The 16,681-nt window shown below is 35.3% G+C and carries 27 protein-coding genes and 1 pseudogene; 3 read left to right on the top strand and 25 right to left on the bottom strand.

Annotated elements, in window-relative coordinates:
- From B5D30_RS12630 to B5D30_RS12530, 23 genes and pseudogenes are all read right to left on the bottom strand, one after another.
- Nucleotides 1-677 (bottom strand): annotated as a pseudogene (locus B5D30_RS12630) (minor capsid protein); the annotation flags it as partial.
- On the bottom strand, nucleotides 661-930 hold the full coding sequence (locus tag B5D30_RS12625; RefSeq protein ID WP_159443339.1) for a ribosomal-processing cysteine protease Prp: 270 nt from the start codon (nucleotides 928-930) through the stop codon (nucleotides 661-663). The pseudogene B5D30_RS12630 and the gene B5D30_RS12625, both read right to left, overlap by 17 nt.
- Entirely contained in the window at nucleotides 860-2,314 is a 1,455-nt protein-coding gene (locus B5D30_RS12620; protein ID WP_078808432.1) for a phage portal protein, read from the bottom strand. The genes B5D30_RS12625 and B5D30_RS12620 overlap by 71 nt, the downstream gene beginning before the upstream one ends.
- A gap of 3 nt (nucleotides 2,315-2,317) precedes the next feature.
- Nucleotides 2,318-3,730, bottom strand: coding sequence for a phage terminase large subunit (terL, locus tag B5D30_RS12615; protein WP_078808431.1), 1,413 nt, complete (start codon nucleotides 3,728-3,730; stop codon nucleotides 2,318-2,320).
- Nucleotides 3,723-4,142 carry a phBC6A51 family helix-turn-helix protein gene (locus B5D30_RS12610; RefSeq protein ID WP_078808430.1) on the bottom strand — a complete coding sequence of 140 codons (420 nt, stop codon included), beginning with the start codon at nucleotides 4,140-4,142 and terminating at the stop codon, nucleotides 3,723-3,725. Before B5D30_RS12610 ends, terL begins: the two co-directional genes overlap by 8 nt.
- 120 nt (nucleotides 4,143-4,262) lie before the next feature.
- The gene (locus B5D30_RS12605) at nucleotides 4,263-4,673 is read right to left on the bottom strand and encodes a sigma factor-like helix-turn-helix DNA-binding protein (protein ID WP_078808429.1); all 411 of its coding nucleotides are present in this window, start codon (nucleotides 4,671-4,673) and stop codon (nucleotides 4,263-4,265) included.
- Between the two features lie 35 nt (nucleotides 4,674-4,708).
- Entirely contained in the window at nucleotides 4,709-4,948 is a 240-nt protein-coding gene (locus B5D30_RS12600; protein WP_078808428.1) for a helix-turn-helix domain-containing protein, read from the bottom strand.
- A 143-nt stretch (nucleotides 4,949-5,091) separates the two neighbouring features.
- Nucleotides 5,092-5,334, bottom strand: coding sequence for a hypothetical protein (locus tag B5D30_RS12595; RefSeq protein ID WP_078808427.1), 243 nt, complete (start codon nucleotides 5,332-5,334; stop codon nucleotides 5,092-5,094).
- Nucleotides 5,321-5,692 carry a hypothetical protein gene (locus tag B5D30_RS12590; protein WP_078808426.1) on the bottom strand — a complete coding sequence of 124 codons (372 nt, stop codon included), beginning with the start codon at nucleotides 5,690-5,692 and terminating at the stop codon, nucleotides 5,321-5,323. Before B5D30_RS12590 ends, B5D30_RS12595 begins: the two co-directional genes overlap by 14 nt.
- Nucleotides 5,689-5,997, bottom strand: coding sequence for a hypothetical protein (locus B5D30_RS12585; RefSeq protein WP_078808425.1), 309 nt, complete (start codon nucleotides 5,995-5,997; stop codon nucleotides 5,689-5,691). The genes B5D30_RS12590 and B5D30_RS12585 overlap by 4 nt, the downstream gene beginning before the upstream one ends.
- Nucleotides 5,998-6,013: 16 nt before the next feature.
- Entirely contained in the window at nucleotides 6,014-6,361 is a 348-nt protein-coding gene (locus tag B5D30_RS12580; RefSeq protein ID WP_078808424.1) for a hypothetical protein, read from the bottom strand.
- On the bottom strand, nucleotides 6,354-7,064 hold the full coding sequence (locus B5D30_RS12575) for a DUF871 domain-containing protein (RefSeq protein ID WP_144399612.1): 711 nt from the start codon (nucleotides 7,062-7,064) through the stop codon (nucleotides 6,354-6,356). Before B5D30_RS12575 ends, B5D30_RS12580 begins: the two co-directional genes overlap by 8 nt.
- Nucleotides 7,065-7,086: 22 nt before the next feature.
- Nucleotides 7,087-7,239: a hypothetical protein gene (locus B5D30_RS13910; protein WP_159443338.1), complete on the bottom strand. Its 153-nt coding sequence runs from the start codon at nucleotides 7,237-7,239 to the stop codon at nucleotides 7,087-7,089.
- Nucleotide 7,240: 1 nt separating this feature from the next.
- Nucleotides 7,241-7,387 (bottom strand): hypothetical protein, encoded by a 147-nt coding sequence (locus B5D30_RS13905; RefSeq protein ID WP_159443337.1) that lies wholly within the window; start codon nucleotides 7,385-7,387, stop codon nucleotides 7,241-7,243.
- A 14-nt stretch (nucleotides 7,388-7,401) separates the two neighbouring features.
- Nucleotides 7,402-7,854, bottom strand: coding sequence for a crossover junction endodeoxyribonuclease RuvC (locus B5D30_RS12570; RefSeq protein ID WP_078808422.1), 453 nt, complete (start codon nucleotides 7,852-7,854; stop codon nucleotides 7,402-7,404).
- Nucleotides 7,851-9,359, bottom strand: coding sequence for an ATP-dependent DNA helicase (locus tag B5D30_RS12565; protein WP_078808421.1), 1,509 nt, complete (start codon nucleotides 9,357-9,359; stop codon nucleotides 7,851-7,853). Before B5D30_RS12565 ends, B5D30_RS12570 begins: the two co-directional genes overlap by 4 nt.
- Nucleotides 9,352-11,190, bottom strand: coding sequence for a hypothetical protein (locus B5D30_RS12560; protein ID WP_078808420.1), 1,839 nt, complete (start codon nucleotides 11,188-11,190; stop codon nucleotides 9,352-9,354). Before B5D30_RS12560 ends, B5D30_RS12565 begins: the two co-directional genes overlap by 8 nt.
- 357 nt (nucleotides 11,191-11,547) lie before the next feature.
- Complete coding sequence (locus B5D30_RS12555; RefSeq protein ID WP_078808419.1) at nucleotides 11,548-12,051, bottom strand: hypothetical protein; 504 nt, start codon at nucleotides 12,049-12,051, stop codon at nucleotides 11,548-11,550.
- An 18-nt stretch (nucleotides 12,052-12,069) separates the two neighbouring features.
- Nucleotides 12,070-12,732 (bottom strand): AAA family ATPase, encoded by a 663-nt coding sequence (locus tag B5D30_RS12550; protein WP_078808418.1) that lies wholly within the window; start codon nucleotides 12,730-12,732, stop codon nucleotides 12,070-12,072.
- A gap of 2 nt (nucleotides 12,733-12,734) precedes the next feature.
- Nucleotides 12,735-13,139 carry a hypothetical protein gene (locus B5D30_RS12545; RefSeq protein ID WP_078808417.1) on the bottom strand — a complete coding sequence of 135 codons (405 nt, stop codon included), beginning with the start codon at nucleotides 13,137-13,139 and terminating at the stop codon, nucleotides 12,735-12,737.
- A 5-nt stretch (nucleotides 13,140-13,144) separates the two neighbouring features.
- The gene (locus tag B5D30_RS12540; protein WP_078808416.1) at nucleotides 13,145-13,507 is read right to left on the bottom strand and encodes a helix-turn-helix domain-containing protein; all 363 of its coding nucleotides are present in this window, start codon (nucleotides 13,505-13,507) and stop codon (nucleotides 13,145-13,147) included.
- A 16-nt stretch (nucleotides 13,508-13,523) separates the two neighbouring features.
- On the bottom strand, nucleotides 13,524-13,754 hold the full coding sequence (locus tag B5D30_RS12535) for a hypothetical protein (RefSeq protein WP_078808415.1): 231 nt from the start codon (nucleotides 13,752-13,754) through the stop codon (nucleotides 13,524-13,526).
- A 9-nt stretch (nucleotides 13,755-13,763) separates the two neighbouring features.
- The gene (locus tag B5D30_RS12530) at nucleotides 13,764-13,994 is read right to left on the bottom strand and encodes a hypothetical protein (RefSeq protein WP_078808414.1); all 231 of its coding nucleotides are present in this window, start codon (nucleotides 13,992-13,994) and stop codon (nucleotides 13,764-13,766) included.
- 152 nt (nucleotides 13,995-14,146) lie between these two features.
- On the opposite strand from B5D30_RS12530, the gene B5D30_RS12525 reads away from it, so the two are divergent.
- Nucleotides 14,147-14,671: a hypothetical protein gene (locus B5D30_RS12525; RefSeq protein ID WP_078808413.1), complete on the top strand. Its 525-nt coding sequence runs from the start codon at nucleotides 14,147-14,149 to the stop codon at nucleotides 14,669-14,671.
- Nucleotides 14,672-14,713: 42 nt separating this feature from the next.
- On the opposite strand, the gene B5D30_RS12520 is transcribed toward B5D30_RS12525, so the two are convergent.
- Together B5D30_RS12520 and B5D30_RS13900 are read right to left on the bottom strand one after the other, a co-directional pair.
- On the bottom strand, nucleotides 14,714-14,938 hold the full coding sequence (locus B5D30_RS12520) for a DUF739 family protein (protein ID WP_078808412.1): 225 nt from the start codon (nucleotides 14,936-14,938) through the stop codon (nucleotides 14,714-14,716).
- 175 nt (nucleotides 14,939-15,113) lie between these two features.
- The gene (locus tag B5D30_RS13900) at nucleotides 15,114-15,290 is read right to left on the bottom strand and encodes a hypothetical protein (protein ID WP_159443336.1); all 177 of its coding nucleotides are present in this window, start codon (nucleotides 15,288-15,290) and stop codon (nucleotides 15,114-15,116) included.
- 41 nt (nucleotides 15,291-15,331) lie between these two features.
- Here B5D30_RS13900 and B5D30_RS12515 point away from each other — a divergent pair, with 41 nt between their 5' ends.
- Nucleotides 15,332-15,895 carry a helix-turn-helix domain-containing protein gene (locus B5D30_RS12515; protein WP_234984679.1) on the top strand — a complete coding sequence of 188 codons (564 nt, stop codon included), beginning with the start codon at nucleotides 15,332-15,334 and terminating at the stop codon, nucleotides 15,893-15,895.
- Complete coding sequence (locus B5D30_RS12510; protein WP_078808410.1) at nucleotides 15,892-16,533, top strand: ImmA/IrrE family metallo-endopeptidase; 642 nt, start codon at nucleotides 15,892-15,894, stop codon at nucleotides 16,531-16,533. Before B5D30_RS12515 ends, B5D30_RS12510 begins: the two co-directional genes overlap by 4 nt.
- The last annotated feature ends 148 nt before the right edge of the window (nucleotides 16,534-16,681 follow it).

Raw genomic sequence — 16,681 nt, 5'->3', positions numbered from 1 at the left:
CGTTGAGCCATTTCTCGCTCACTCATTGCCGTCAAATTCTTCTCCGTGAACAATTCCTCCAAACGCTCGGCTAATCGGTCAGTATCTTTCCAAATACGCTCTGAAAAGTTACTCCCTTTCCAATGCGTTTCAAGAATGTTTTTCACTTCCTTGTTGGGAATATTTTTCGGTGTGTATTCTTCGCCAGTCCACAGTCGAATGGTCGGCTGCACCCCCTCTAATTCTTCCATACTTTCCACGTATGCCCTTTTTGCCGTTCGTGTGAGTAAATCTTCGGTTTTTAGTTTCTCAACGTCTGCGAGCTGTTTGGTGGCGATATATGCTTTGGCTCGCAAAACATCTAAACGAGTAATGCGAGACTTTATCGCCTCCTGTTGTAATCTTTCTCTTGCAACTTTCGCCACTTCTTTATTCTCGCTTTTCGCCAGTCGTGAAAACTCCATGAGTTCCTCGTATGGTACTTTTTGACTCAACACGTTTTTCATGACGTCTTCACTTGCTCCTGTCAAACGTTCAGCACGTCTGAACAATTTTCTAATTTCTTCACGGAAATAATTCTGCGTGCGTAAATATGCACGAATAATCATGTTGCTTGTCTTATCTGCTGAAAGTTTTACCTTTTCTTCGGCAAGAATGGCTCGTTTTTCCCAATAGGTTAATTCATCCTTTTCCTTCATAGCTTATTTCCTCTGGAAATTGCTCGCTCATCAACTTAAACGTTTTTACTAAGGCATTCATCAACACATCATTTTCTTCGGTATGCTCTGCCGTAAGCTCATAATACCCTTCTTTTTCTTTGCCACCTTTCACAACACAATTAACTAGTGAAAAAGCCGTATGTTGAAACAATACAGAAACGCTATTGCACAGTAACGGTTGAGCGTGTCCGTTTGCTTTGATTGTCTTTGCTGTTTTCTGAATCCGAATCATCTTCCTCATCCTTTTCTATATCATCATGACTTGAGCCGATTAGTTCCATTTGTCGCTCCATATTATTCATTTTTTGCTCGTTTAATTGCTCTATCAATTCTTGTGGATTATCAACATCTGGCAACCAACCAAGCGAGTGAATAAGTGGGATAAATTCTTGTGAGTTGTTGATATTCTGAATGATTTCCGATAAATTCACAGGTAAATTGGGTTTCATTTGAATTTTGAGTGTCGACAAATTTAAATTTATACCATTTTTTACGTTCAACACATTCTGCAATAAAATCAAACGCTCCTTGATTCCTTTAATAAAATATCGTTGCTTAATAACTAAAGCGTTCAACATCATGAACACTTTCCATTTCATAGCCTCGCCACTCACATTCCCACTAAATTTCTCATCATTCATATTTGGCACGTAGCTAATTTTGTGAATGTTCTCTTCGATTGACTTCACAAATAACTCCACTTGCGTTTGGTCAAGGGAGTTGGTCAAAAATTCTGTTCGTGCGTTTTCAATCGGTGTTTCAATTGCAATCTGTGTGCTACCTTTTGCGTTTTCAAGTGCATCCACCAATGAATACCCATAGGCAATCAACACAGCATTGATTTGCGTGTCAATATCATTGGAACGGTCGCTTTGCAAATTGTTGTATGCGTCAATGAGTGAAAGAACAGGTTCTGCATCACCGATTTTCTCCTCGTTGTTCCGAAATTCCACCATAGGAACTTCACCAAAATAATGTTGGACTCTTGAAATTTCAACAACGTTTTGAAACTCTAACGATTCGCTCTCGTATGTAATCACTTCGCTTTTCGTGTAAATCTCGACACAATACCCTTTTTCATTCCCGTTTAAATCGTGTTGTTTCACATATCGAACGGCAAATAGTTTGTTTTTGTCCACCGTGTCGTCCGTTACCACAAACGAACCACGAGGGTCAATTTTTGTAATGCAAATTTCTGTTTCTAATTCATCATTCATGTCTTTTCGCATATAGTGCAATTCATTTGAAAAACCAAACACAGACAAATCTTTTTCAAGCTCAATATCATGGCTAACAATGTCCATTTTCTCAAGCATATCTGTGAAAATAGAAATGTCTTGCTCTTGATTTTGTTCCGTATAAGCCACGGGGTTTCCTAAAGCGAAAGCCGTGAACGAGTCAACGATTAACTTAAAATGATTTGTAACAATGTTTGAGCGATACTCCTTATCACGTTCTGTTTTACGTTCCAACACGTCATGTTTACCCTCATAATAATTTGCCAACTTTTCCATTCGGTAAATAGAACTCTGGTGCTGTTGCAAACAAAAAGCCACGACTTCATGCGGTGGCTCTAGTGGATTTTCAATATATTTTCGATTGAGTACAATACTCATCTTTTACCTCCTCAATATCCCTTTCGGTATTTCTCGCACTCGTGCGATACGTCCAACATCTTCTGAAATAGTTTCAGCTATCAAAGTTGTAGCATCAGCTGCATCATCATGTTTATTTTTCCCCTCACGCTGAAATGTATTCATAGCATGAGTATATTCTGGAAAACGTAAATGCCAATCGCTCGGAAAAAATACATTATTTTCAATCCAAGCTGAGTTTGACAAAATACGTGAGATTTTATTGCCAGTTTGTGTAAAATCTTCAAAGTAACAACTGACGAAACCTTTTTCTCTCGTCATTCGCTCTACATTTCGCTTGTAGCCTCGACCACCATTATTTGACTCAATGCGAGCGTGATTGACTTTGTAACGTATAATTTGCATACTTTGAGCTTTTTCCGTCACTTCCATTGGCTCTTTCGTGTAAAGCACATCCAACACATACGCTTGGTGTTCCTTCGTTTCGCCAAACACAATTGAGCAAAGGTAATCTTCTCCCTTGTCTGCCGTATCAGTTACATTCCAAATTTTCGTAAACTCTGGTATTACATCATACGTTTGGAATTTCTGGTACAACTTCCCTTTTATATCAATCGGCTCTTGTTGATAGTTGGCACTTGCAATGTCTACACCCATTGTTTTCACTTTACGTTTATAATCTTGTTTACTCAACACATCTTCACACAACATTGTATCCGTTTCTTTGTCGTATGCTTTCATAGAAATCTGTTTCACTCGGTAATCCGCTTGAGGTAACAATTCCAACGCTCGCCCTGCCAAATCTTGCGAATGCCACCGTGTCATAACAATAATGATTTTCCCACCGCTTTCCACTCGTGAAAGCATAGTATCGGTAAACCAAGACCAATGATTTTCTAACACTTGAGCATTGTTCGCCTCATCTGCCGATTTTATCAAATCGTCCACTATCAAAATATTTGCTCCAAATCCTGTCGCCGTTCCTTTTGGACTTGTTGCCAAATAATTATTATACCCTCCTTTTAAGCTCCACATATTCATAGCACCGTCGCCTTTTTTAATCTCAACGGTTGGAAACATATCTGAAAAAACAGGAATGTTTTCATCTGCTTTGATTTCCATAATCGTATCACGCACGTTTTTTGAAAACTGTGTAGAGAGTGTTTCATTGTACGAACCTATCATGATTTTACGTGTGGGGTCATTTCCTAAAAGCCAACTAGCAAACAGTGAAACTGTTCGGCTCTTGCCATGTCGTGGCGGAGCATTAATAATCAACACATCATGCAAATCATCTACCATAAAATTTTGTAACGACTGGCAAAAATCAATTAAATACTTACGTTCTGGTTTGTAAAAATTAGGAGCAAGTAAGGCACAATAACTCCAAAAATGCACCTCTGCAAAAATCGTTTGTATTTCCTGTTTTTTATCCATTGTCAAACAATCCTTTTGCAATCTCAAGCAATTCATCTGCCGTTTTTTCTTTCAAAGGATTCACAGTATGCGTATGTTCCACCGTGCCACTAATGGTTGTTTCTGTTTTCTCGGAATATAAATTCGCCATTTGTAGAATCATTTTTCTATCTTGGAACCCTTTCTCCGTCAACGCAACTTTATAAGCCATATTCACGACATTGTGTGCTTTTCCTTTCACAAGGTCAAGTGTGATGTCGTTGACCAATTGAACAAATAAAGGTTTTGCCATAGCGTTGTAGTAAGTTTGACGACTTACTTTTGCTTTTTTACATATTTCCTCCACTGTTAACCCTAAAACTTCTGGTTCTACAAGGGTTTCAAGTAACTTTTTCTCTGCTCGTGTAGGCTTATATCTATCAAATTTTGTCAACTTTTCACACCACCTCTCATGCAAAAAAAGTCCAAGCACACGACTTGAACTTCATTTGAAATTTTATCACGCTAATACTATAACACAGAAAAATCAAGATGTATGTAGCATAAATGTTGGCTACATTTTTCTAAATTGAATCATGCGAACCAAGTTGGCATGAACCCTACGAATGTGTTGTTCGGAATAATGTAATTCCATAGCGATTTCGCTTAAAGATAAATTTTCAATGTATCGAAGTCTTAACACTTCATTCTCAAGCCCCTCAAACTTATCAATTAGTTGCAAGACTTCTTTTTTCTGTTTTTCTTTTCGACTCAATGTTTCATTCATTTTTTTCAACGCTTTTCTCAACTCACTTTGTTTTTGTAGTGTTGCATGATAGGTAAAATTCCTTGCCAAATATTTATCCTCATTTGGATTTTCGTGTTGTTCCCATTGTTCGAGTTCCAATTTGGTATATTTGATTTGTAAGTACAAAAACTCTATCTCTGCCACGAGGTCTTTATACTTTTTCAAACATTCAATCATACGACATCTCCTTTAATGCAAAATAGCTACTATCGTCACCTAACTTTCTCCCACCCCCAATCATCACACAGATAAGCCCAGTCAACATTAAGCACTTCACAAATCGTAAGACGTACTTCTGAAGACATCAATGACTTATTTCTTCGTTGTCCTGATATATAATTCTTAGATTTACCAAGCAACAAAGAAAGTTCATAGTTCTTCATTCCAACATCTTTCATTGCTTTATCAATGTTTTCCCAGAAAATCACTTCAAGCGGTCTTAATTGTTCCATGTAAAATCACCTCCTTACATCTTCAATCCAATCAAGAACGAAATTAATAAAAACTAAAACACAAGCAATTATAAATGCAAGACAAAAAATTATGGCGGTTACCATACCAAGACATCTTGCTACATATTCAAGTATTTCTAACATTATTTATACGCTCCTTTTCCTAACACCCGCATAGTTTCTTTATAACCTAATTTTTCAAGCAAAAAGTTTCGTCTTTCTACTTCTGTCATGTTGTCTGAAACTTCTTTTGCGACCAGTCGCCTAATTTTTTTAATTGTTTCTTCTGGAAATGTATCGTCATAAATCAAATCGAAAATTTCAGAAAGGTACATTTCATCAATAATCATCTTTTTAATTGCTCGTTGTGCTTTAGTTGTCGTCAAGTTTACTCACCACTTTCACTTTAGGAAGTTCTCCTAAATGTTTTCTAATTCTTTTCATTTCAACCTTTGTTTTTTTAATAAACTTTTCTACACCAAAATTCTCTATTGTTTCAAACGTTATTTCAGCATATCTAGTAAATTCATATTCATTTAGACAATCAAATGCCATAAATTTTCTAACAATTTGTCCAGTTTTAGGATTTGAAAAGTACATATATTCTTCATCACAAAAACAGCATAATTCTATCTTTCCTTTTTTCATCATGAGTCCAACAAAGGTCTCTGCTAAAAATTTTTCTTTTCCAGTTGCTTTGAAAACAACTGGAAATTCATAAAGTTCCTCTTTTACTTCAATCATTCAAATGCTCCTTTCAACTTTTTAAGTTTTTCTGTTAGATAATCTAAACGTACGCAAAATCCTATTTCTTCTAAAACAATTATTGCAGTGTCAGAAAAAACTTCATTAATCGCTTTTACTATATCTCTTTGCGTGTAAGATTTTTCCATTTCTTCAAGTGGCATAGAACGCAGTCGTTCGTTTTCTTCTTCAAGACTTTGTGCGTATAGTATCCAATCTCTCACTTGTTCTCCAGTTTCATCTATCCATTTAAGCGTTTCATTCATAGGAAATTGTATTTCTTTCATTTCTGGTCTTTTCATCATTTTAAATTCTCCAATTCTAAAATCTATCAATAATTTTTCTTGATAACAATTCTAAAGATATATCTAAGTTATTCTTGCTATAATTATCTACTTCACCATTAATATAATCTTTGTAGTTGTCTAATACTTCATCAATCGCACGTTCAATTTCGCTTTTTTCGTACAAAGCAAAACTTTCTCCAAAAATTTCATCATCTGGGTCGACGTATGAGCTATTTCGACTCATTTCACTTTCTGTATTGAACAATTCGTCAAACTCTTTATCTTTATTTTTTAGATACCAACATTCTTCACCATATTCGCGAAAACTATCATCAAAACTACGAACACCGTATGCACTAATTTTTGCTTTTTTATCAATCATAAGGTTTCTCCTCGATTTCTGCAAAATCTTCTAGTTCTTCAACGTCAATGATAATTTTCACATCATTCTGTTCCAGAGATAAAATGAAAACATCAAAATCGTTCATATACCGCAAAGCCTTTAGCTCTTTTGGAGTTTCATAACTAATGTAAACTTTATCGTCTGAAAAGTAATCACTTGTCGCTACATAAACATTCATATTCTCGTCTTTTTCACAAGTGAAATTGATACCCGTAACCTTATTGCTAAAAGCTCCATTACGCAAAACTTCTAAACTCACTTCAACTTCTTCGTAACTAGGTTCATCATCATAATCAACCTCTAACTCGCTTGTTTCTACATTTTTTGAAACAAACTTCTTATACTCGTTGAATACGTCTGATAACTTAATTTCTTTTATTTCAACTGGTATCATTAGTTTTTTAAAGTTTTCTATCAGTTTTTTATGAGGAAGTGCATTTTGCTTTAAAATTTCTTGCAAAACTTCATCAAGAGTTACAATGTATTTTGAATAATCATAGCTATCAATTGCAGGAAGTAAAACTGATTTTATCTTTTCCTCAATCGATACATGAACGTCTCCCCAACGGAACAGACCTTGCACAATGTCTTTAATTGCTTTCTCGAATTGCTCTGATACAATTTCCTCTATTTTTCCGCTATTTAAATTTTTTTCAATTGCTTTTTGTATTTGTTTTTCCATTTTGTTTTTTCCTACTTTCTTTTTATCCATTTTTATACATTGGCAAAAGTTTCTTTTCCTTCTTACTCCAGACTCGCTTTACACCGTCTACCTCTACAATCTCAATATTTTCGTATTCGTACATAGTGTTAGCTTTTTTCATGTTATCTTCTGCAATTTTCTTCTTTCTACTCATGCTACACACCTACAATTTCTGCGATTTTTTCAACGCAATCATCAAGTAATTGCTCAATTTTTTTCAGTTGCTCACGATTGGCTTGTTCCTCGTAATAAAGCAAATCGTCAATGCTCGCTTTTAATTCACTATTTTTATAATCGTTCATTTCAAATCATCCTTTCAAGCACAAAATGCCCTCGCAAATAAAATTGCCTCACATTCATCCTCGCCAACGTCCAAATCGTACAATTCTTTCACTTTTTTTATCGCCTCCTCTTTCACATCCGCTCTTTTTTTATTCTTAATGCCCACTCGTTTTCGCCATTCTGGTGCTTTTACGCTATTTACAAAATACCCTTTTTCAGTCAAACAAAGCCTAAGCACTCCATGAAGTGCCGCTAACACCTCGAACACGACAGGATTTTTCTGAAATTGCACCCCCTCGATAAACACAAACGTCACATCATGCACACTGCATAATTTGATTATTTTCTTAATCATCTCAATGCTACGCTCATCCGTTGTGCCAAATGGTTTGATGAAACCGTGGGAAACGAGTTTCCCCGTTTCCTGTTCCATTACACACCAACCAGTGCAAGTAGTAGACTGGTCAAATGCAATTAATTTTGTCATAATGCCCTCCACTTTTTCGTCCTACGCTCACAAGCACTCATCACATCAAACATATTGCCAATAATAATCAACTTATTTTTCGCCCTCGTTGCTGCAACATATGCAAGATTTTGTGAGTCGATATTTGACGGCTTGTAAGCCACTACTCCCCACTCACTCCCTTGCGATTTATGAATGGTCAAAGCGTATGCTAAATCAAAGTTATACTCTAGCTCTTGCCAATTTTGAAAAATAAGCTCCTCGCCAGTTTTCAAATTTTTCGCTTTTCCTTCGCCAACAAGCTCGAACATCTGCCCATTAAAGAACCGATTTCTCTTATTCGTCTTCGCTACAATCTTATCGCCAACTTTGAATTTCTCAGAAATAGTCGAAGTACCATTTTCATTCAAGAAATTTTGAGCGTATTCATTCGCTTTCGTCACATCTGCGTTGCGAAACGTCAAAACAATTTCCGCTCCTTTTTCGTAAGCAGTCTCCACACTATCCACAAATTCAACGTCTTTATACGTTTCTTCGTCATAAATGAAACCGTCCATAATGTCGTTGCCAAAATTGACAATGCTTACTGCCTCACTTCTCAAATTCTCTTTTAGTTCGACTGTTGGCAAAATCTCTTGCAACTCCTCAAATGGTCTTCCGTACTCTATCGGAGGTAACTGGTTTTTATCCCCAATGAAAATGATGTTGTTTGCGTGTTTGTAAAATTCACGCATAACTTTCACAAATAGCTCGGTCGAAAGCATACCACTTTCATCTACAACAATCGTGTCGCAATCATTCGCATTATGAACCCAAGAGTGAATGGTTTGCGAACGTTTCCCGTTTTTCAATTTTTCGTCAATCGCCTCACGTGCTTTATGCGTTGGTGTAAGCACAACGACAGCACCTTTGATATTATCAACAATTTCTGCCGTCACATAACTTTTACCAGTACCTGCTCCACCAATAATGCAAGAAAAGTTTTTGGATAATGCCACATGAAATGCCTCTGTTTGCTCTTTGTTCAAATTGGACGGTGCAACAACTTCCAATTCTCTATCACTCAATTCTTCCTGCATTTTTTTAAGATATTCTTTCTTCTGCAACGTTTCAATTGTCGTAATATCATCATTTGCCCCCTCATAATGATTAACAATCTCAATGCCCATATCTTTAAGCTGAATAGTGGAATAGCTGTCATAATTTCGGATAACATCACTTTCTATCTCGTCTTTTTTCAACGTGTTCATTTTCGCTTTTACAAGTAACGGAATCTCCGCCTCCTCCAGCTCTTTTTGAGTCCACTTGATATTGTTTTTATCCAAAAATTTCTTTGCATTTACAATTGCATATCCGCTCAATTCCATTACTACTAAAAATGGATTGAGTTTTTCTAGCAATTGCTCAAAGTATTCTATCGCATTGTAACTACTCTCACTTTTTTCGTATCCGTAATGATTTTTGGCGAAAGAGTACGTGTAGGTACTCTCAATATTCTCCGCCATAGCCTGTGTTAAATTAAGCATTTCTAAAAATCAACTTCCTTTCTTTTTCGTCTATTCCGTCCGCCTCTGCCTGTATTTTCACTTCGTCTAACAATTGTTGTGCCTCGCTATGCCATTCTTTAAACTCGTCACTCTCCAGCGTGTCTCGCAAGAACAGGTAAATTTTCCTGTACGTGTTATTTCTCGCACCTTTCGGAACACCATGTTTCAATGCCTCGTCAAGTAAATTTGCACTCTCGTGATTGAACTCACGCAATGATTTCAATTCACCATTTCGCTCTACTGGAAAATCAATCACCTTACTTTTCCGCATTTCTTTTTGTTCTTTTTCGTATTTCGCATTTTGCAACAATATTTCAGATTTCACTCTATGCCCATTGTGAATCACCACATCTTCTGCTTTCAGTGGCAACCCCATAAGCTGATTTAACTTCTTGCTTGCCTCGTCAATCTCAATACGCAACATCTTTCCAAGCTGTTCGATTACGCTCCTATACTCTCGCTTATCCAATTCTCTGTCACTCATCAGCAAGAGCCGCCAACGTTTTTCCCCGTTAAAATAATGTTTCGCAGTTGGATAAATCACACCAAACAACCCTCTATCACTCAAACGAGACTGTATTTCTTCCAGCTCATACTCTTTATCGTCAATATCCAAAGTTAAAATGAACCTTCCGCCACTGAAATTTTCATCACTTCGCAAAGAATCTTCAAACACTCCGTTGATAAAATACATTGCTCTCGCACGCTTAAACTCTTTATATTCGCTCGCACTTCTAAATGTTTCGTCTATCGCAAAATACTTCATCATTTCTTCAGAAACCAGCTCTTGCAATGTCGTTTCTGCCTCTCTCGCCAATTTACGTTTGACAAATCCATGCTGTAAGCCAATGTGCAAAGATTGCTCCATTATTTCATTCGTGCTTGCTTGCAATTCTTCTTCTTCACGCTTTTCTTTTTCAAATTCAATCGCAAGTTCTTTTTCGTACTGCTCTTTCTCACTTACGAACTCATGACCACTCCATTCAAGAGATTCAACAGGAACGACAAACAACTTTCCAGCTATTCCTAAAGAACGAAAACATTTATTTGTCGAGAATTGTGAAATACCAAGTTCTTCTACTTTCAATATTTTTTCGACAATCGCCTTACTTCCAGCCAAACGTCTAAATTCCATAGGTTTGAAATAATAGACTCCTTTTTCCTCGTCCAATACTCCAGATTTTGAGTTTTTCAATTTCGCCAAAAAATCAACAACATCTTCATCTGTTTCGTTCACAAACTCATACTTCACAAATTTTTGGCACTTATGCGGCTCAGTCTCTCTTAATGCTTGAATGACTTCCTCCACTTTTTTAAAACGCTCGAAAAATTGAGCAAACCCAAAATTCGTATTGTGTATTTTATATCCGTCAAATTGATAGTTGCAATTCACGTCATTAAAAATCACCAAATAAGGCTTTCTATACTTCACTTTTTCTTTATCCACAAACACCTTTGTTTGCTTTGTTGCATAGGTGTTTATAAAATCCTCAAACCTCATTGCCTTTAATGGATTTAAGTTGGTGAAGTAACCTCCAGATTTTGACATTCTATAATCAATCAACGCATTTGAATTGTTGACAATCAATACTTTTTTCCCATGCGTATCTTGCAAAAACTGACTCGTCATTTTAATATCGTCTTCCGTTGCGATTTCATCTTTTCTATATCCATAAGATCGCAATAACTCATACACGTAAGCATAACCACCAATTGCTAGGTACATCACAGGTAACTCCCAATTATGTTTATCTTTTGCATAGTCCAAAGCCAGTTTTAAATTTCCTAAACCTCTATTGTTCGTTAACACTTACTTGACACACCTCGCTTTCGTGATATAATTAGTTCATACGAACTACTTGTAAAAAAGTATAAAATAACAACAGATGAACTCATTTCCCCTTCGTGATTACGAAAAAACAGGGAAATGAGTTTTTTCGTTTCTTTAGTAGAAAAAGTGATTTACTTATTTCTATATCGTAATCCGTAATCAAATTGCTCCAAACGTTGTTACACCGCTGTTTAGAGTGATTACGTTTTGATTACGAAAGTGATTACGTTTTGGAAAAATAATCACTTGTGAAAAAGTGAATGATTATAAATTTCAGAAACGTAATCACTTTTAGGGCAAAACGTAATCACAAACGTAATCACTTAAAATAACATCTTAGAACGGAAATTCATCATCCGAAATATCAATCGGAGTATTGTCCAACTCCTCAAATTCATAGTTTCGGAATGGATAATCTGGATTTTTTTTATTTTTTCCTAGTTTTAAAATCATTTTAAACTGCATACCACTTCCTGCTTGCAATGCTTTCGCCAAAGTTTCCTCTGATTTCATATCGCCTTTTTTCAACGTAAGTCCACACATTGTCGCTAATTTCAACACTGTTTTTACGTTTTTCTCAACGACAAATTTTGGCAACTCTTTTTCTGTGTCGTTCGACTTGAACACTAGATTCAAAAATTCAAGCTTGTCCTTGTGGTCTCCACTAACGACTTGCAGTGTAATTGCCACCTCATCATTCCCAAAGTTGTCACTGTCCGCTTTCACTTTGGTGAGTCGCACAGCATACACTCCAGCTGGTAACATAGCATTGCTTGAAATACTGTCCTTACTTGCATCAAAATCCTTTGAATATTCTTCCATTACATCTAATAAGCTCATTTGTTCGTCCTCCATTGTTTAAAATTTAAATAACTCGAGCTGTTTTGCCATTTGTCTATCGTCATACTGATTTTTCGCATACGTTGACAGTGTTGCCGTTAGTGCGTAAATTCGCTCACCTTCGGAATCCGTCACAAGTCTTGCGACAATCGGGATAATACCCATGACGTTGTTGATTATCTTGTCTCGCAAATCTGGGTAAAATTTGTTGTATACTCGCCCAGAGTCCATTGTTATCTCTTTTTCGACTTCCCACGCTGTGAACACAACGTTCAAATCTAAATTTTTATATGCCGATACCGCCTCTACAATGAGGTTATCAAGCAAGCCATAATCTCTCAGCTCTGGCTGTCCGCTTTTCGTGTGCTTACTTCTCTCAATCAGCCAAAGTTTTGAAAAATGGCTCAAATTGTCAATGACAACATTGTCATACTCATTTTGGTGTTTCAAAACATACTTGTAAAATTCACCAAATTCCTTATGTGGTTCTTTCGGATTCATCTTGACTACGTCAATGTTTTCGCACCCAGCCAATACAAATGACGAGCCGTCCACGTCTAAAATAAGTGTTCTCCCCTTCAAAGATGAAAGGGTGGTGGTCTTCCCCATGCCTGCTTGCCCATAGATAAGAGCAGTAAAATGTTTGTTTTTTTCAATTTCATTCGCCTTTACTATTTCCATTTTTACAACCCAACTTTCAGTACATTGATATTTTTATAGACAATCACTTCTTCTAAATCAGCCTCTATTGACTCGCCATACATTCTCTTCAATTGATTCAATGAGGGCAAGACGACTGCGTTCCAACCGTACTTTTTTACAATGCGTTTTTTCACACTTTCCACATCCGCTAAATTTGTCCTCGTCTGATTGCCATATCCAATGCGTGAAAATGTATGCCCATTATCCAGACGTTTTTTCACTTCCTCGTCTCCTTTTTTCATCAAAGACTGGATATGACGAGCCTCAAGCAAAAAGTCTTGCAGCTTATCATCACTTAAATTTTCAACGTCTCTCGGTGTATTGCATTTAAAAACGTTCACTTCACCAGTTTCCATGTCTACTTCTAATGTTTTAATTTCTAGCATTTTTTTTACATCTCCTTCATAACTTTCAGTATCGTGTTAATAATGTCTTTTCTGTCGTTGTAGTTTGTTGCCTGTCGCATATCTTCGACAAGATACTCAAGAGCCTCGTTATACACTTCTTTTTTCCAGTTCGGACTTTTTCCAGACTTATTGCTTATTTTTTCCAAACCGTCCTCAAGTGCCAATACACCTTTTTCAGTTAATGTAAGTTTTCGTTTGTCGTCATACCCGAATCTCTCCACATATCCTCCGGATACTAATGTGGAAATATAACTCGCACCATGCGTTGTGATGTGTTCCAACTCATGATTTTTAATGTTTTCGTTCTCGCTAATAGCCTCTAGCACTTTCAATTTTGTTGCTCTCATGTTATAATCTCCTTGATTATTGTTGTTTTGGTTCAGTTGCCGCTGAACCTTTTTTCACCTCAAAATCCATTTGAAAAATCTCTTTCCGCATGAATTTATTCTTTTTTTCTACAAAAGAAATATCTTCAATTTCTTTTTGCGTGATACCTTTCTTTTTATCTATCGGCTTGTAGTACACAATGCCAACAACAGCGATAAAGAGTAAGATTGTTGTTAGGATAATCATCACGTCACTAAAATAGTCCATTTCCTCCTCCTAGCGAAACAAATTCTTATGCTTATGAGTGATAAATTCATCAAATTCATCAATTTTGATAATCACCACCTTATAGCACGGTCGCCGATACCCTTTCTCGCTGCAAAATTTGCTTTCTCGAAATTCTGGAATGAGCTTATTCAACGTGTGAATACTAATCTTGTAATACTTTGCAAGATTTTCTTTGTCCGTGTATGGACTTTCTTTTTCGATTACTTTTACTACGTTCATTTTTAATACACTCCTATCTTTTTTCGTCTACGTTTATTCAGTTATCAAAGAACATTTTTTATTGTTCCGTTCCGTTGATGTTAATTTTCGTCACATCTTCTTTTATGTGATATACTTATAAAATAAATTAAAATTATAAGGTGGTATTTTCAATGAAGAAAAAAATTTATACACGTAAAGAATTTTGGGTTGTTTTAGCTGTGCTAGTTGTAATTGGTTATTTTATCCCTAATAAGAACAAACAAGTAACCACTGATAAAGTAAAAACAAACATTTCAAAAGTTACAAAGCCTTCTACATCAACAATCAAAAGTAGCGAGAAAACTAAAGATAATACTGAAACATCTAAAAAAGATATATCATGGTATGCTAAAGATTCTAAATACGCTACTCTCGAACCAGTCTCTAACACTGTTAAAAAACAAATGGAAGAAATTGGAACAAATGACCCTATTTTCGCAATATCAGTCAATGTAATTCAAACTATACTCTCATCAAATGGCAATGAATACGATAGTAAAAATGTCGCTAAAAACACAAGTTACAATAGACATGGTCTTAAAATCGAAATTAAATACAATAACGAAGAAACCAATTCTGATACATCTAAAAAAATAAGTGATGAGCTTTATAATATTACAGGTCTTTACTATACGATTAACGGAACAATGTATTAGTCTTTACGATAAACGGTACTTAGATGTATCGTTTTTTTAGATTCACGATACATGAACTTTTTCTTTAAAAAAATATTTTGGTATATCAGCAACGTTTAAATTTAATAACTTCGTAGCTTTATATATTTCTTCATCTTTCCAACGAACTTTTCCGTTAAGTTTCAGAGAAATTGTTCGTTCAGATAATTCCATAGCAACTGAAAAATTATACTGTGTTCCATATTTCTCTACAATTTTTCCTAGCAACTTTGAGTAATCATAACTCATTTTTACACCTCCTCTTATTTTAAAAAATACCTATTAAATTAAAAAATGTAACTAATAAAGCACCTATTACAATTCCAACAATTCCACTTATAATAATATGTTTCGTTTCTTTATCCATTTGTTTTTACACCTCCTTCGTGTTAGAATATATCTAAGGGGGGGCGACCCCCTTAGATTATTTGAGCAGTGATGTTATCAATGCTCCTATGATACCACCGCCTACACCAATCAAAGCGACTGTCACATCTTTTTTGAATTGGTTGTCGGTGGTTTTCCCGTTGTCTTTATCTTCTTTTTGGTAAAAGTTGATTTCAACCTTTTCGATTTTGACAACTGGTTTTTTACGACTCAAATTTATTCCTCCTCTCCTTGTGTTCATGTTACATGAACTTTATGAATAAAGTATATCAAGCCAATAAAATTTTGTCAACAAAAAAGTTCATGAAAAATGAATTTTTTTGTTGTTTTTTTTTTAAAACAGCTTTATACTATAAATATCATATGAATGAGGTAAAAAATAAAATGGAAAAAAATACTACTTCAAATAGATTGAAAGAGATAATGAACGAAAGAGCTTTAAAACAAGTTGATATTCTTAGATTATCTGAACCGTATCAAAAAAAATTAGATATAAAAATGGGTAAAAGTACACTTTCTCAATATGTGAATGGTGTTCAGTCTCCAGACCAAGACAGAATTTATTTATTGTCAAAAACTTTAAATGTAAGTGAGCCATGGCTTATGGGGTATGATGTTGGAAAAGAAAGGATTCCTGATGAAGAACGAGGTGATTTAACTTCTAAAAAAGTATCTTCTACTAACAACGAAGAAAACAAAAAAGAATCACGTGAATTTTACATGATTCAACGTAAAACAAAAAATATGACGAAAATACAACAAGAAAAATTATTGAAATTGATAGAACTAACATTTGATATGGAAGATGATGATGAATGATTGACAAAGAAGTGAATTTTAAAAAAGCACAACTAACTGCTTTTGAAACTATAAAAAAGTCTAAGCAAACAAAGTTGCCGATTTGTGTGAAGTCCATAATAGAAAATGAAGAAAATATACACTTGATAAGATATTCATCTGTAGCGAAAAAAGAAGATATTTCTATTAAGGAGGTAGTAAAAACGTTTGGTTCAAAAGATGGATTAACTATTTATCAAGGGGGAAAATACGTCATCTACTACAACGATAGGATTATTCATGAACAACGCATACGTTTCACACTTGCTCATGAACTCGGTCATATTTTACTTGGACATTTATCCGAAGAAAATTGTATCCATAGAAATTACATACATTATATGGATAACAACATTTTTGAAAAAGAGGCAAATTATTTTGCTAAAAATTTACTTGCTCCAAGACCATTGATACACTTGTATGACAAACGAAGAAATATTGATAGAAAATTTATTGAAAAAGCTTTTGGCATTTCTCGTGAAATGTCACGCTTTGTTCATGAGCAATTTGAAAAAGATAAGGAAAATGGAATTTATCCACATATCCATGAAATAAATCAACAATTTGAACCTTATATTAGTGAAATGGTTAGAAATGATTATGATGTGGAAAATAATTAGGTGATTGCGAGGATTATGTTGTGATGGAAAATATGAATAATGAAATCATTATGTATACGTCTGATGACGGAAAGACAAAAATAAATTTACAAATAGAAAATGGCACAGTATGGCTCTCTCAAAATGAAATTGCGGAATTATTCCAAAC

Origin of the sequence: Pilibacter termitis (genome assembly GCF_900167335.1) — a bacterium.
Lineage (GTDB): Bacteria > Bacillota > Bacilli > Lactobacillales > Streptococcaceae > Pilibacter > Pilibacter termitis.
Note: the sequence above shows the minus strand (reverse complement) of the source record. Positions and strands in the feature narration are given on the sequence as shown.

Coding starts and splice junctions, on each gene's coding strand:
- B5D30_RS12625 (WP_159443339.1), bottom strand. CDS start 930: ATGATTCGGATTCAGAAAACAGCAAAGACAATCAAAGCAAACGGACAC.
- B5D30_RS12620 (WP_078808432.1), bottom strand. CDS start 2,314: ATGAGTATTGTACTCAATCGAAAATATATTGAAAATCCACTAGAGCCA.
- terL (WP_078808431.1), bottom strand. CDS start 3,730: ATGGATAAAAAACAGGAAATACAAACGATTTTTGCAGAGGTGCATTTT.
- B5D30_RS12605 (WP_078808429.1), bottom strand. CDS start 4,673: ATGATTGAATGTTTGAAAAAGTATAAAGACCTCGTGGCAGAGATAGAG.
- B5D30_RS12600 (WP_078808428.1), bottom strand. CDS start 4,948: ATGGAACAATTAAGACCGCTTGAAGTGATTTTCTGGGAAAACATTGAT.
- B5D30_RS12590 (WP_078808426.1), bottom strand. CDS start 5,692: ATGATTGAAGTAAAAGAGGAACTTTATGAATTTCCAGTTGTTTTCAAA.
- B5D30_RS12585 (WP_078808425.1), bottom strand. CDS start 5,997: ATGATGAAAAGACCAGAAATGAAAGAAATACAATTTCCTATGAATGAA.
- B5D30_RS12580 (WP_078808424.1), bottom strand. CDS start 6,361: ATGATTGATAAAAAAGCAAAAATTAGTGCATACGGTGTTCGTAGTTTT.
- B5D30_RS12575 (WP_144399612.1), bottom strand. CDS start 7,064: ATGGAAAAACAAATACAAAAAGCAATTGAAAAAAATTTAAATAGCGGA.
- B5D30_RS13910 (WP_159443338.1), bottom strand. CDS start 7,239: ATGAGTAGAAAGAAGAAAATTGCAGAAGATAACATGAAAAAAGCTAAC.
- B5D30_RS13905 (WP_159443337.1), bottom strand. CDS start 7,387: ATGAACGATTATAAAAATAGTGAATTAAAAGCGAGCATTGACGATTTG.
- B5D30_RS12570 (WP_078808422.1), bottom strand. CDS start 7,854: ATGACAAAATTAATTGCATTTGACCAGTCTACTACTTGCACTGGTTGG.
- B5D30_RS12565 (WP_078808421.1), bottom strand. CDS start 9,359: ATGCTTAATTTAACACAGGCTATGGCGGAGAATATTGAGAGTACCTAC.
- B5D30_RS12555 (WP_078808419.1), bottom strand. CDS start 12,051: ATGAGCTTATTAGATGTAATGGAAGAATATTCAAAGGATTTTGATGCA.
- B5D30_RS12550 (WP_078808418.1), bottom strand. CDS start 12,732: ATGGAAATAGTAAAGGCGAATGAAATTGAAAAAAACAAACATTTTACT.
- B5D30_RS12545 (WP_078808417.1), bottom strand. CDS start 13,139: ATGCTAGAAATTAAAACATTAGAAGTAGACATGGAAACTGGTGAAGTG.
- B5D30_RS12540 (WP_078808416.1), bottom strand. CDS start 13,507: ATGAGAGCAACAAAATTGAAAGTGCTAGAGGCTATTAGCGAGAACGAA.
- B5D30_RS12535 (WP_078808415.1), bottom strand. CDS start 13,754: ATGGACTATTTTAGTGACGTGATGATTATCCTAACAACAATCTTACTC.
- B5D30_RS12530 (WP_078808414.1), bottom strand. CDS start 13,994: ATGAACGTAGTAAAAGTAATCGAAAAAGAAAGTCCATACACGGACAAA.
- B5D30_RS12525 (WP_078808413.1), top strand. CDS start 14,147: ATGAAGAAAAAAATTTATACACGTAAAGAATTTTGGGTTGTTTTAGCT.
- B5D30_RS12520 (WP_078808412.1), bottom strand. CDS start 14,938: ATGAGTTATGATTACTCAAAGTTGCTAGGAAAAATTGTAGAGAAATAT.
- B5D30_RS12515 (WP_234984679.1), top strand. CDS start 15,332: ATGAATAAAGTATATCAAGCCAATAAAATTTTGTCAACAAAAAAGTTC.
- B5D30_RS12510 (WP_078808410.1), top strand. CDS start 15,892: ATGATTGACAAAGAAGTGAATTTTAAAAAAGCACAACTAACTGCTTTT.